Genomic DNA, 13413 nt, shown 5'->3' with positions numbered 1-13413 from the left:
TGTGATATTATACCAATTCTTTAATGAAACGGCTAAGTGTATCTGCAAGACCCGGCCACGTAAAACGTGCTAACTGTTGACTCACAGCAGCAGGCAGCGTTTCACCTGACCGAACCCTGCCAATTTGCACGTTTATTTTTTCCTGCAGGCGGCAGTGGAACCCGGCAAGGTCACCAGCAACCGGTGTGTCTTGGTCCTGCAAACGTGGAAGTGTCACATATTCGATAGCTCCGCTGTTGTTGACAGTCTCGCCCAGATGTCGTTCCAACGCGTGGAAGCGGCTGCTGACCACATACAACCCGCATGCCAGCGCTTCAATGACGATTAATGGCAAACCTTCATAAAAAGATGGCAAGACAAAGATGTCGCTTTTTCGGAAATGCTCGGCCAGCTCAGTTTGAGAGACCGCATCAAGAAGGCGCAGTTGCGGATTTTTTTGCTGGTGCTGCCGCAAAACCGCCGCTGTTTTTTTGTCCGCATTGCCGATAACTGTCAAACGAATAGCTTTATCATGAGCGGCAAGGCGGTCAAATACAGTCAGCAAATCGAAAACACCTTTAGAGGCGCTGAGCTTTCCCGCGTAAATAATATCAACGACCTCTTTGTCCAGCCGCCTCTCCGAATAAAAAATCGCCGGATCATACCCACCGCCTAAGACCGACAGCTTCGCCGGCGGCAGTTTAAACACTTCCTGGATGTCTCCTATCTGATGTTCACTCAACGCAAACACATGCGCCACCTGAGGCAGATGCTGAACATATTGCAGCAGATACGGATGCTGTCTGGCCTGCCGCAAGTCTGTCGCATGACAGAACGCGATAACCGGGATGGACGCAAACTTTTCCGCTGCCAAAGAGGTCAAAAACCACAGATGGTGGGACAAAATCACATCGGGTTTGAAAACAGCCGCTGCTTCAGCCAACTTTGCCAGAAAAGCCTGCTGCCAGCCTGCTATCATTTCCGGTGTCATCATACTGTAGCGGGTGCTCTTGTATGGCATCTCATCACTCATGCCCGGCAATGGAAACGGACAATACTTATTAGGAAAAGACACGATAAACTGCCGGTCTGCCTGCAGCACATCGTATCGGAAATTCGGAATGCTGCCGAACAAAGCCGCTTGTTCATAATCATCGGCCATATGTTTTATCATATTGGTATAGTAAATGCCGCTGCCTGTTTGCGCCGGCAACTGCGCCAGTAAATGCAAAACTTTCATTGAACAACTTCCTTCCTGCACGCCTGCTGCATCACGTTTACCTGACTCCAACTACCTGTAGCCATTAATTAGACGGATGTTCTTCGTAGAGAATGGAAATGACAAACCCGGGCACATCCGCCGGCCGGCTTTTTTTGATATGAATAACATTGACATCAAGTACGTCGCCCTTGCCGAAAACCCGTCGAATCAACTCATTCGTCGCTTTTTCCAAATCGCTTGCGATACCTTCCGGAGTAGCTGCATTCGGGTTGATCGCGGAGTCTGTCACAATCGAGCTGGTAATGTATCGTTTTCCCATCGTCATCGGTCCCCTTTCTTGTTTACAGAAAACGCAACAGCTCTTGAACAAGTGTCCACCTTCATCCGATTGTTCTTCTTTTTTTATTATATCACGGTTTATTGGCAAAGATGTACCGGCATCTCACGCAGCGCTTCAGCCACCAGCTAGCTTTTGCAGCAGTCCGGTTGCGCCAGATGCAATAAAGCACGCAGCACCCGTTTAGCAACAAATCACAGAAATCAGACTTTTGCCCAAAAAGATTAAGGCGAAAGTCTGATTTCTTTTTTGAGGGTATCTTTTATAGTGGAAATAGAACGTACGATATGGAGGAGATATGATGGAAAAGGAAATTGTACTGTCAGTCAAACGTCTTTCCAAAAAAATCGGCAAAAAGACGATTGTTCAAAATATTAACTTTGATATCACCAAAGGGGAAGTATTCGGTTTAATCGGACCAAACGGTGCCGGGAAAACAACAATCATCCGGGCCATTGTCAGTCTGATTCACCGGTCATCAGGCACTGTCATGATTAACGGCAAAAGTGTCGCCGATGATTTTAAAACCACAATAGCAGACGTCGGCGGCATCATTGAGAATCCGGAATTTTACATGTATTTGTCCGGAATGGAAAATCTGAAGCAGTTTGCCCGCATGAGCCGGAAACCAGTGTCACCAGAACGCATCAACGAGGTCGTCGCCCAAGTCAAACTGACAAATGCCATCAACAACAAAGTGAAAACATATTCTCTCGGTATGCGGCAACGGCTGGGCTTGGCACAGGCTTTGATTCATCAACCGTCGCTTTTGGTGCTTGACGAGCCGACGAACGGACTTGACCCTCAAGGGATGGCCGAGTTCAGAGAAATCATCCGGAGTATTTCTTCTCAAGGAACGGCCGTACTCATTTCCAGTCATTTGCTGGCGGAGATTCAGCAAATCACAGACCGGTTTGCCATCATTGAAAAAGGCAGACTGACGCACATCGAAGACATGCAGCAGGTCAATGGCGGCAGCACACCAACCTATCTGTTCAAAGTAGCAGATGTCGCCCTTGCAGAAGGAGTGCTGCGCCAACTGAATTATCCGTTTTCATTGGACGACGCGGCTTATATCCAGGTCAATACTGCAGAAGACCAGATTCCCGCTATTATTCAAGAGTTCGTGGCACATGATGTGGCGATTTTTGAAGTCAGTGCCAAAAAAGTGTCGCTTGAAGAACGTTTCTTCCAGCTGACTGAAGGAGGTAACGTATAATGGGTATGTTGATGAAAAATGAACTAATCAAATTATTCGGCCGCAAATCCAGCTGGGGAATGTGGATTGTGCTGATTATTTCCATGTTCGGCATGGCTTTTGCTATTATGAAGAGCAACACGCATTCACGACAATATTACAATGATTATGACTACAAGGGCGGCATGACCGCTTATCAAGACGAAAACGGGAACATCCTGTCAGAAAATGATTTCTGGTATTTGACAGAAGACTATGACCAATACACGGAAACATCCCTGTCCCTTGACGAAACAGTGACCTTCCTGGAAAACAGACTGGCTCAATTAAACAACGACAAAAAAGCGGACAAAGAGCTGGTGAAGGCAACCAAAAACCAGCTGGCTTTTTACCAAGTGTATCAGGAAAAAGGAGCACAACCGGCGGACAGCCGTGAAGGAACGAACAGTGCACAGTTTTTTAGCATCTTCGGCTCATTATATGTTTTGCCGACCCTATTTTCGGTGATTGTCGCCAGTATCATTATCGCATCAGAATTTTCAGGCGGCACCATCAAACTGCTGCTTGTCCGGCCTTTTAGCCGCATACAGATTTTAATGTCCAAGTATATCGTGACCTTTGTTTATAGTGTCATCACCTCTGTCATCATGGCAGTGTCTGCATTCGCTTTTTCCTATTTACTGCCGATTCAGAAACTGACATTACCTGTGTCGGAACAAACCGGTGCCAAAACAGCTATTGAACTGGCAGCCCAGCTGTTTGCAAGCAATCTGCTGCTGATGGTGTTGTATATCACGATTGCCTTCTTTTTCTCAGCAGTCATCCGCTCACAAGCTTTGGCTGTCGGCGTCGGTATGGGGATTCTCTTCTCAGGCAGTTTTCTGGGACAAATCCTGCCAAACATTATTGCCAAATACGACTGGCTGAAATGGATTATTTTCAACATGCTCGGTTTGAACAATCAAGTGATGGATGCAAACTATTTAGCTGCCGGCAATCTGTCGATTCAGCAGACAGCCATCGGCATTGTCGCCTATATAGTCATTATCCTGATTGCCACGCTGGTATTGTTTAAGAAAAGAGATGTGGCATTGACATAAAAAAAGCCCTGCCGGAAACCATTTGTTTCCAGCAGGGCTTTTCATTTTGCCGATAAACAGGCCGCAATGGGAGGTGCTGACTTCAATTGATTACCTCGAAATGCCTATTTTCATCATTTCTCACATAAAGCATCCTGTTTTCTTCTTGACTTTCCTGCGATACAAAATTTGAATCCACCTGCTCAATCTGAGCAACCTGTTCCAATTCTGCCACAAATGCGTCAAAGTTTGTGTGAAGGGTATCCAAATACTTGCTGTCAACGTCATGATTTTGCAAAGTCACCGAAATGGTCTGGGCGGGCTGATTCACGGTGAGCAAGACCGTTGTTTCTCCGAAATAAGGTCTTGTTTCTTCAAACAAGACAGATTCCATCAGACTTTTTTTCTCTTCGGAAGTATCCTCGCTGAACAAGCCTTCCCAATTCAACTGCTCCAGACTAAGCCCTTCTTTGGGATAAGAAACAACCGCCTGGACGGTATTGTTGGCGTCTTGGGTTTTCAACAATTGCTGAATCGACTCATTTGCTGACCGCAGCTTGATTGCCAGTATCTGACGTTCATTATCAGAATAAAACCACAAAAAAGCAAGGCACAAAATAACAATAGTCATCAAAAAATTGATAAGCATCAAATACATAATATGCCTGCCATTGATAACCCGTGCCGTATACAAATCGACTTTCTTCCGAAATATTTCCGACCCTGCAGATGTTCTTTTCAGATGATGGACGCGCATTTGTACAGACAGACGGTAAAAAATCAGCACAATAATAAGTGCGATGGCATAGACAATGGCCCACTTTACATACGACAAATCCCCTCTCACCCCAGTCACTAAGCAATTCACTCAAACTATAGCACACCTTGCCAAGCACCAATTGTTTATTATTTCCATTTTACTTAAAAAATAATTGAGGTAAGCAGATAACCCCCGAGGGATGCGCATCCTCCGGGGTTACAATCAAATCATATATATCGTCAACTAAACTTCCAATCCCATATCAACCGCAAATAAGGCGCCCGCACCGCCAGTATGCAGGAACAAAATATGGTCGTCACTAGTGAACTGACCCTCTCGAATCATGTCCAGCATCTTGCTGAATGTTTTGCCGGTATAGACCGGGTCAAGAAGAATCCCTTCCAATCCGGCAAGCTCTTTTATCGCCTCAACGGTATGCTCGTCGGACACACCATATCCCTTCCCGACATTGGAAATATAACGTTGTTTAAACTCAGCCGGGTAATCATTTGTTCCTAACAACGGTAACGTATCCGTGATTAATTGTGCAACAATTTCAGGGAAAGGCGCATCAGACACTTCAATTCCCGTCACCAGTGTGTCCGGTGAATGCAATCCCGCACCGATGACTAACCCGGCATAAGTCCCGCCGGAGCCGACTGTGCTGAAAATATGATTGAACGTGACACCCATTTCCTTGCCCTGTGCGAAAATTTCTTCTGCGGCTTCGACATAACCAAGCACACCGAGAGAATTAGACCCTCCCATCGGGATAATATACGGGCGCTTGTCCTGTTTTGTTAAATCCGCTGCCAGTGCGGTCATTTCCGCCATAATCTCTTCTTGATCGCGGCTGTTGCTGAAATGAATCGTACCGCCAAACAACTCGTCAAGAATCAAGTTGCCCTTAAACTCCTTCACCCCTGAATTTGATAAAACGCCAATCCCTGCCATGCCCAACTTGCTTGCACATGCCAGCGTCAACATGACATGATTCGATTGAGCCGCACCAGTCGTTATGACCGTGTCACAGCCTTTCGCGCGTGCATCGCCCAGCAAATATTCCAACTTGCGCACCTTATTGCCTCCCAAACTCACACCAATCATGTCATCACGCTTGATATAAATATTGGTGTTATATGCTTGGCTCAAGTTGTCCAGCTTATACAACGGTGTCGGCTTTATGCCCAATGAGACAGGTTTTATGGTAACTTCTTTTTTCAATGTCAAACCACCTCTTCTTTTTTTATGGTCCTATTACTTTTAATTATAGCTTAGAATAGTCAGGACAAAAAGGGATATCCGAGATTGTAGATGCGAGTATTGAACGTATGATGCCGTAAAAACTTGAATTTCAAAATAATTAAAGTGTTAATAAGTCAGAAAATTCGGCACGACATTAAAAACAAAGAGATAACCAACTTATTTTTTCATATATTTAAGAAAAATATGTCTAACTATTTTATTTATACAAATCAACCGTTTCTAATATCCAGTTAGCAGTCCAACCTCTCTTTCAGTAACAAAAGCAGGCATACTCTCATTACAAAAGTGAGGCCCTTTCCTACCACTAGACGTACAATAACAAAAAAAATAATTTGTTTTTTGAACAAAACCATTGAACTATCGGTAATTATTTGCTAGAATTGCTAGTTGTAAGAAAAAAACGGATTCGCCGCCGGGCGTTTATGCTGTAAGATAACTTCTAGGCCTTTGCAAGTTATCTTATGGCATTTTTATGTTCACAGGAGATGAGACAAATGGCATTTTTAAGACTTTTACTTGCAGGTGCGATGGAAATCTGCTGGGCGTTCACCCTAGGAAAGAGTGAAGGCTTTTCACATCTAGGATGGTCCATTGCAACATTGGTGATTCTAGTCATCAGTTTATATGTACTAGAAACAGTGGTTGAAGAATTTGGTGTCGGTATGACATACGCTGTTTTTACCGGTATTGGCACAGGGGGAACAGCACTGCTTGGTATCTTCGTCTTTAACGAAACAAGCAATCCAATGAAGCTGATTAGTCTGGCTGTGCTGCTGACAGGAATTGTCGGCCTGAAACTGACTACACCAAAAGGAGGCAATTAATATGAGTTGGGTAATGCTTGGCATAGCAGGTTTAATGGAACTTGTCTTCGTGCTTTTTCTGGAAAAATCCCATAAACAAGGAAAAAAAATGTGGCTGTTCGTGTCAGTCGGGGCAATGATTGTCTCGATATATATTTTAGGACGTGTCACTGAATTTATTCCGTTAGGTGTCGCCTACGCTGTCTGGACAGGTCTTGGGTCATTGTTGAGTGTCGGGTACGGCATTTTATTTTTGGGCGAATCCAAGCGCCCGCTGCGCTTGTTTTTCGTGCTGCTGATTGTCATCGGCGTGATCGGAATCAAGACATTTGGATAGTTTTCAAACGCGGCATTTGCAAACTGGATTAAAAAATATCGTTAACTTAAAACCTCCCTTTGTGCTATGACAAAGGGCGGTTTTTTTTAGAAAACTAGTATCTCACCCGCCATGCCCGCTCCCCATCTGCTCCAACAGCGTCAGCTTGACTTTCTGGGCGATGCCCTCATCGGTTAAAATAACCAGCACATCGCCGCCGTGGATGACGGTATCACCATGGGGCAGTAATTCATTCTCGCCGCGGCGAATCGACGTCAAGAGCATTTCCTTAGGCCAGGCAATATCCCGGACCATCTGTTCATCAAAGAGACTGCTTGGGGCTACCGGCAATTCAACCACTGTCTTTTTCCCGGCTATGTTGCCGTAATCCGGCTGCACGATGCGTTCCAGCAATGATTCATAAATCGGTTTGCCGCCTAAACTGTCCACAATGACATAACTGACCAAAACAACGACACCAATCGACATCAAGTGTGACAAATTTCCCACCATTTCAGTGACAAGGACAATTGCAGTTAATGGTGCTTTGCCGATAGCCGCAAAATAGCCGGCCATGGCAAAAATCAGAAAGTTTTTGATAAAAACCGGCTCCAGGCCAACTGTCTGCGTGAGCAATACACCGTACAACGTGCCTAAAATAGCGCCCAATGATAAAATCGGCAAAAAAATACCGCCCGGCAAATTAGCGCCGTAAGATACCATCGAAAAGACAAAGCGCAGCAAAAACAGCAGCAGCAGTACCCGCACACTGAGCGGCGTTTCTGCAAGGTAAAAAATGATTTGGTGGCCGCCTCCTAAAAAATGCGGCAGGCACAAACCTATCGGGATGACACAGAGAAACGGCACCACACCATAATATTCGGGAGACAAAAAAGGAATCTTCCCGTAAAGTTTTGGCAAAAACAGCAATACTTGCTGGTAAAAACGCCCTGTAACGCCCAACAGAATCCCCAATACCGGGAGTGTCCAATAATAGCTCAGCGGCAAATGTTGTATCTCGCCGATGTCAAGTACCGGCTGCAGGCCGAAAAAATTTAACGACACAAAGTTGGCAGCAAGGGCGGCGGAAAAGGCGGTCAGCCAGATAAGCGGTGAAAAGGAATGGTGCACCTCTTCAAGCACAAATAAAAGCCCCGCAATCGGCGCATTGAATGCTGCCGATAACCCGGCACTCGCACCGCTTGACACCAAAATTTTTTCTTCCGATGTCGTTTGGTGCATTTTTTCGCTGATGCCTTGCCCGACTAGTGCCCCCAGTTGAATAGACGGTCCTTCTCGCCCGAGAAACAAGCCGGAACCGATTGCTAAGACACCGCCGACAAATTTTTTCCACAGTACTGAAAACCAGTTGATGGTCAGCTGTCCGCGCAATTGTCCTTCAACTTGCGGGATACCGCTGCCTTTAATATGCGGCTCCCCGGCAATCAGCTTGCCAATAAAAAAGGCCGCCAATAGTGACACCAGCGTCCACGGAATCAGCCAAACAGGCTGTTCGCGAAATAAAAGATAATACGATACAATCAGTTGACTTAATTTTTCAATGAATAACCGAAAAAAACTGACGACTACTCCTGCGCAAACACCAACAATTAACCCCTTGGCAATAAACACGATTTTCGTGTTGTCCAGTTTCTTCAGTTCGTGTTCCTGATTCATTTAATCCCTCCACGTCCTTTGTTCTTACTATACTGCCAAAGAAGGAAATTTTCAATCATGCTTGCAGAAAGTCAGTCTCAAAAAGACCGCTGAAAGCTGTTTCCATCAAAAACAGGAGGCCTGAAACGACCTCCTGTTGTTTAACTGATAGCTATTGTGACACGGACTTCCTGAACCGGCACATCATAAAACGGGTCTTCGCGCCGTCCGAGGAAATCTTTGCCTTGTTGCGGAAACATGGCGTACAGTAAAACATCCTCGTCTGTTTTGGCATAATCGCTGATTTCCTCAGCCAGTGCTGACAACTCCGGTTTCAACAAATCTGCCGGCCGGCATGTAATCGGCTCTTCTTCGCCGATAATCAGCTGTTTGATGTCTTCCGAAATCGGCGCTGGCGGTTTGCCGTACTGCCCCCGGACATAGTCCTTGATTTCTTTGGAAACCAATTGATATTTGGCACCGGAAATCACATTCATTAACGCTTGTGTACCGACCATTTGGGACAGAGGGGTCACTAAAGGCGGAAACCCTAAATCTGCCCGGACTGCCGGAACCTCAGCCAATACTTCCTCGTATTTATCCTGCAACCCTTGTTCTGTTAGCTGGCTCAGCAAGTTGGACAACATACCGCCGGGAACTTGATACCGCAGCGTCTTCGGTTCGATGTCTTTGACTTTCGGATTCAAAATCCCCTCTTGACGGAACCGGTCGCGGACCGGATTGAAATGGTCGGCAATTTCAGTCAGCTTGGTTTGGGACAGTCCGGTTGAAAAGCCCAATTCTTCGAGTGCCATCGCTACTGATTCCGTTGCCGGCTGGCTCGTTCCGCCGGCAAAAGACGAGATGGCTGTATCGATAATATCGGCTCCGGCTTCCGCCACTTTCAAATAGGTCATTTCTGAAATACCGCTGGTGGCGTGGGTGTGTACTTCCAGCGGCAAATCCACCGCATCCTTCAACCGGCTGACCAGTTCAAATCCTGTTTGCGGTGTCAATACGCCTGCCATGTCTTTGATGCAGATGGAATCTGCACCGGTATTGGCCAGCTCCTTTGCCAGCCGGACAAAATAGTCGACCGTATGGACGGTACTGGTAGTATAAGAAATTGCCGCTTGACAGTGGCCGTCTGCTTCTTTTGTTGCCTGAATCGCTGTCTGCAAGTTGCGGACGTCATTCAAGGCATCAAAAATACGAATAATATCAATCCCATTTTTTACTGCTTTTTCAACAAATGCCCGGACCACGTCATCTGCATAATGACGATATCCCAGCAGATTCTGCCCGCGGAGCAGCATTTGCAGTTTTGTCTTTTTAACTTCTTGACGAATTTGCCGCAGGCGCTCCCACGGGTCTTCATTCAAGTACCGGACGCAGGAATCAAACGTTGCCCCTCCCCATACTTCCAAGGCATGAAAACCGGCTTCGTCCATCGTTTTAATAATCGGCAGCATGTCTGAAGTAGGCATGCGTGTTGCGATTAAACTTTGCTGACCATCTCTTAAAACCGTTTCTGTCAAACGAATGTGTTTACCCACTGTGTTGCTCCCTTCCTACTATAATCTCTGTAATTTTGTCTTGCAGCTCAGCGACTGAATGGCGCCGCGAGCGGCTGCACTCTTTGGCATCCCTGCTGCAAATCAAGCACCGGCGGGCGGGAAAGCCGATGTCGACCCGGCTCATCTGCTTGATTTCCCCGTCAAACCACCAAACGTCCAAGTCCATCAAACGTCCCAAGGGGTGCGTTTCTTCAATTGCCACCATCTGTTTTTTCAACATTTCAGGCGGCAGCTGCAACACCAGATAATACTCCGGGCCTGTCCGCTCGTGACGCGAAAATTGACAAATAATATTATGTTCAGCCAACTGGTCTTCCACGGCATCAATAACTGTCAAAAAGCTGTCTGTAAGTTTCTGCGAATTTTTTACCGGTCCCGGAATGTTCATTGTCGCGGACAGCAAACTAACGTGCACAGTCTCCTGCAACAGCTGCCGCTGGATAGCTGCCCGCTGTTCACGGGCAGCCAGCATGTCATCCAGCGTCACTGCATTTTTATCAGACATTGTACACGACATCGATTAAACTGCCGTCGCGGTATTCAATCAATGCCACAACGTGCTCGCCGTAGGCAATCGGCTCCGGCGTACCGACGATTTGATAGGCTTTATCCTTTAATTCGGCAATGGTGTATTGCGGGACGTCTATATGTTTGAAATGTTCCAGCAAATCAGTACGTTTGGGATTAATGGCAATTCCTATTTCTGTCACGACCACATCTACACTGTCGCCTGGTGTCACAACGGTGTTCACCCGGTCGACAAAGGTTGGGATTCTGCCGCGAATCAGCGGGGCAATAACCAGACTCATCTTGCACGCCATACTAGTGTCCGAGTGACCGCCGGAAGCCCCGCGAAGCACACCGTCCGAGCCGGTGATGACATTGACATTAAAATCCGTATCGACTTCCAAAGCTGACAAAACGGCTGTATCCAGCTGATTCACAACCGCGCCTTTGCTGAGAGGCGACGCATACATGTTGGCATCAATTTCGCAGTGTGCGTCATTTTCGCCCAAAGACACAGCCGAGGGGTGGTCGAAATCCTGCACGTCTATGATTTTTTCAGTCAGTCCCTCTTTCAGCAAATCAACCATGGCATTGGTGATCCCGCCCAGCACAAAACCGGCTTTGATACCGTCTGCCAGCATCTTTTCCTTGATAAACCGGGTAACAGCCAATGATGATCCGCCCGTGCCTGTTTGAAAAGAAAAGCCTTCTTTATAATAAGGCGAGGCAGTGATAACTTTCGCGGCGTTTTCGGCAATCAATAGTTCTTTCGGATTTTTTGTAAAGCGGGTCGCACCTTTGGCAATTCCTGCCGGGTCACCGATGGACTCGACTTCTACCACAAAGTCCACATCAGTTTGCGAGATGCTGGCAGGAGCATTTGGATACGGTACCAATGTATCGGTGATGATGACCACTTGATCGGCATACTTGGCGTCAATCATTGCATAGCCCAGCGACCCGCACGTTGCTTTTCCTTTTGTGCCGTTGGCGTTGCCGTAAGCATCTGAACTGGGGGCACCTAGAAATGCAACATCTATGTGAATATCCCCTGCCGCGATGGCACGTGCCCTGCCGCCATGGGAACGGATGATGACGGGCTTGTCCATGATGCGGGATGAGATAGCAGCCCCTACTTTGTCGCGCAAACCAGAAGAGGTGATTTGTGTGACGACACCATTTTTTATATGCTCTATCAATGGCTCGTGGACGTTGGCAATCGAGCTTGGCGCAATCGAAATATCTTTAATACCCATTGCCGCAATTTCTGCCAGGACCATATTCATCACGAAATCGCCTTCACGGAAATGATGATGGAACGAAATCGTCATGCCGTCTGTCAAGCCTGTCCGCTCAATTGCCTCTCTGATGTCGGCCAGTAATTTGGTTTCGCCGGGCTTGACCGGTTTGATGGTCCGGCTTGCTTCTTTATATGTTGTGATATGTGCAAGTTCTCCTTCATAAATACCATGCTGTTCGGCATATGGCTGAGGGATTTCCCTGCCTGCTTTGTTTAATACCATGACTTCACATCCTCCTCAGTCAGCAGTTTTGCGTCCAGTGCAAGGGCCACCACGCGTTCCGCCCGTTCCACAATCGGCTTGTCAATCATTTTCCCTTTCAAAGAAATGACACCGGAGCCTTTTTCTTCTGCCTCACGGATTGCCCAGATCACTTCTTTGGCGTTTTGAATTTCTTTTTCCGTCGGGGCATAAATGGCATTCACAACCGGAATTTGCCGCGGGTTGATGACCGATTTGCCGTCAAAGCCTAATTGTTTGATCAGTCTGACTTCCTGTTGAAACCCTTCAACGTTGTTGACATCCGAATAAACCGTATCAATGGCTGCAATTCCAGCCGCTCTGGCTGCATGAAGAATCATGCTGCGGGCAAAAAACAGTTCCTGTCCATCCGGGTAGCGACGTGTTTTCATGTTGGTAACGTAGTCTTCCGCACCTAGAGCAATTCCGATTAGACGCGCGGAGCTTTTGGCGATGTCAGGAGCATTCAGCACTCCTTGCGCCGATTCGATGGCCGCCATCATTTTAGTCTGCCCGACAGGAATGTTGTTTTTTTCTTCCACTTCTGTGATAACAGCCTCCACGTCAACGATGTCCTGAGCCGTTTCCGTTTTTGGTAAGCGGATAACATTTACACCAGCCAAAACCATCGCCTCGACATCCTGCACGCCGCCTGTGTCCAACCCGTTGATTCGTACAACGGTTTCAACACTGCTGTAATCAAATGTTTTTAATGCTGCATAAACCAGCACGCGGGCAGAATCTTTTTCCTTTAATGAGACAGCATCTTCCAAGTCAAACATAATCGAATCTGCTCCGTACAGCGGGACATCTCTTAACATGGCAGCATTAGAACCAGGGACAAACATCATCGTTTTTCTTAATCGTTCCACAAGTCCAGCTCCTTCCAGTGATAGCTTTCCGTTTCTGCGGCACGATGCAGAGCCGTTATCATACGCGCCTTGATTGTGCAGTCCAGCGCGCCTTTGTCAACAGCTGTCACTGCGACTCCGTGCACGCCCGTCTTTTCAAGTATTTCGGTGATGACTTTGCGAATTTGCTGCCCAAACTGTTTTTCCACACTGCTTTCCAGCTCAATCGTATTTTCCTCCGTTTCGACCGGCTGGACAGTAATCATGATATCGCTGGATTCCACCGTTCCAGCAACGGCATGCTTGATGATTTTCATTTTT

The 13413-nt window shown here is 46.9% G+C and carries 14 protein-coding genes; 4 read left to right on the top strand and 10 right to left on the bottom strand.

What is annotated here, in order from left to right; all coding sequences use genetic code 11:
- Positions 1-7: 7 nt before the first annotated feature.
- Positions 8-1219, bottom strand: coding sequence for a glycosyltransferase family 4 protein (locus tag CBF27_RS01855; protein WP_126811802.1), 1212 nt, complete (start codon positions 1217-1219; stop codon positions 8-10).
- Between the two features lie 64 nt (positions 1220-1283).
- A complete protein-coding gene (locus tag CBF27_RS01850) occupies positions 1284-1520 on the bottom strand; it encodes a hypothetical protein (RefSeq protein ID WP_126811800.1) in 237 nt (78 codons plus the stop codon).
- Between the two features lie 319 nt (positions 1521-1839).
- On the opposite strand from CBF27_RS01850, the gene CBF27_RS01845 reads away from it, so the two are divergent.
- Both CBF27_RS01845 and CBF27_RS01840 read left to right on the top strand, forming a co-directional pair.
- Complete coding sequence (locus CBF27_RS01845) at positions 1840-2757, top strand: ABC transporter ATP-binding protein (RefSeq protein ID WP_126811798.1); 918 nt, start codon at positions 1840-1842, stop codon at positions 2755-2757.
- Complete coding sequence (locus CBF27_RS01840; RefSeq protein ID WP_126811796.1) at positions 2757-3836, top strand: ABC transporter permease; 1080 nt, start codon at positions 2757-2759, stop codon at positions 3834-3836. Before CBF27_RS01845 ends, CBF27_RS01840 begins: the two co-directional genes overlap by 1 nt.
- Positions 3837-3918: 82 nt before the next feature.
- Here the strand turns inward: CBF27_RS01840 and CBF27_RS01835 are convergent, their stop codons facing one another.
- A complete protein-coding gene (locus CBF27_RS01835; RefSeq protein WP_211334584.1) occupies positions 3919-4683 on the bottom strand; it encodes a hypothetical protein in 765 nt (254 codons plus the stop codon).
- A 135-nt stretch (positions 4684-4818) separates the two neighbouring features.
- On the bottom strand, positions 4819-5799 hold the full coding sequence (locus tag CBF27_RS01830; RefSeq protein WP_170174969.1) for a 1-aminocyclopropane-1-carboxylate deaminase/D-cysteine desulfhydrase: 981 nt from the start codon (positions 5797-5799) through the stop codon (positions 4819-4821).
- Positions 5800-6335: 536 nt separating this feature from the next.
- On the opposite strand from CBF27_RS01830, the gene CBF27_RS01825 reads away from it, so the two are divergent.
- Both CBF27_RS01825 and CBF27_RS01820 read left to right on the top strand, forming a co-directional pair.
- Complete coding sequence (locus CBF27_RS01825) at positions 6336-6665, top strand: DMT family transporter (protein ID WP_126811789.1); 330 nt, start codon at positions 6336-6338, stop codon at positions 6663-6665.
- Between the two features lies 1 nt (position 6666).
- Positions 6667-6981 carry a DMT family transporter gene (locus CBF27_RS01820; RefSeq protein ID WP_126811787.1) on the top strand — a complete coding sequence of 105 codons (315 nt, stop codon included), beginning with the start codon at positions 6667-6669 and terminating at the stop codon, positions 6979-6981.
- A 102-nt stretch (positions 6982-7083) separates the two neighbouring features.
- On the opposite strand, the gene CBF27_RS01815 is transcribed toward CBF27_RS01820, so the two are convergent.
- The 6 genes from CBF27_RS01815 to citD form a co-directional block, all read right to left on the bottom strand.
- Complete coding sequence (locus CBF27_RS01815; RefSeq protein ID WP_126811785.1) at positions 7084-8637, bottom strand: ClC family H(+)/Cl(-) exchange transporter; 1554 nt, start codon at positions 8635-8637, stop codon at positions 7084-7086.
- 140 nt (positions 8638-8777) lie between these two features.
- Positions 8778-10172 (bottom strand): oxaloacetate decarboxylase subunit alpha, encoded by a 1395-nt coding sequence (locus CBF27_RS01810; RefSeq protein ID WP_126811783.1) that lies wholly within the window; start codon positions 10170-10172, stop codon positions 8778-8780.
- Positions 10165-10698 carry a citrate lyase holo-[acyl-carrier protein] synthase gene (citX, locus tag CBF27_RS01805; protein ID WP_126811952.1) on the bottom strand — a complete coding sequence of 178 codons (534 nt, stop codon included), beginning with the start codon at positions 10696-10698 and terminating at the stop codon, positions 10165-10167. Before citX ends, CBF27_RS01810 begins: the two co-directional genes overlap by 8 nt.
- The gene (gene citF, locus CBF27_RS01800; protein WP_126811781.1) at positions 10691-12223 is read right to left on the bottom strand and encodes a citrate lyase subunit alpha; all 1533 of its coding nucleotides are present in this window, start codon (positions 12221-12223) and stop codon (positions 10691-10693) included. Before citF ends, citX begins: the two co-directional genes overlap by 8 nt.
- Complete coding sequence (gene citE / locus CBF27_RS01795) at positions 12214-13113, bottom strand: citrate (pro-3S)-lyase subunit beta (RefSeq protein ID WP_126811779.1); 900 nt, start codon at positions 13111-13113, stop codon at positions 12214-12216. Before citE ends, citF begins: the two co-directional genes overlap by 10 nt.
- Entirely contained in the window at positions 13101-13409 is a 309-nt protein-coding gene (citD, locus tag CBF27_RS01790) for a citrate lyase acyl carrier protein (RefSeq protein WP_126811777.1), read from the bottom strand. The genes citE and citD overlap by 13 nt, the downstream gene beginning before the upstream one ends.
- Between the last annotated feature and the right edge of the window lie 4 nt (positions 13410-13413).

Source organism: Vagococcus acidifermentans, from assembly GCF_003987655.1.
Lineage (GTDB): Bacteria > Bacillota > Bacilli > Lactobacillales > Vagococcaceae > Vagococcus_B > Vagococcus_B acidifermentans.
The sequence above is the reverse complement of the archived record's forward strand: the minus strand, read 5'-3'. Positions and strand labels throughout refer to the sequence as shown.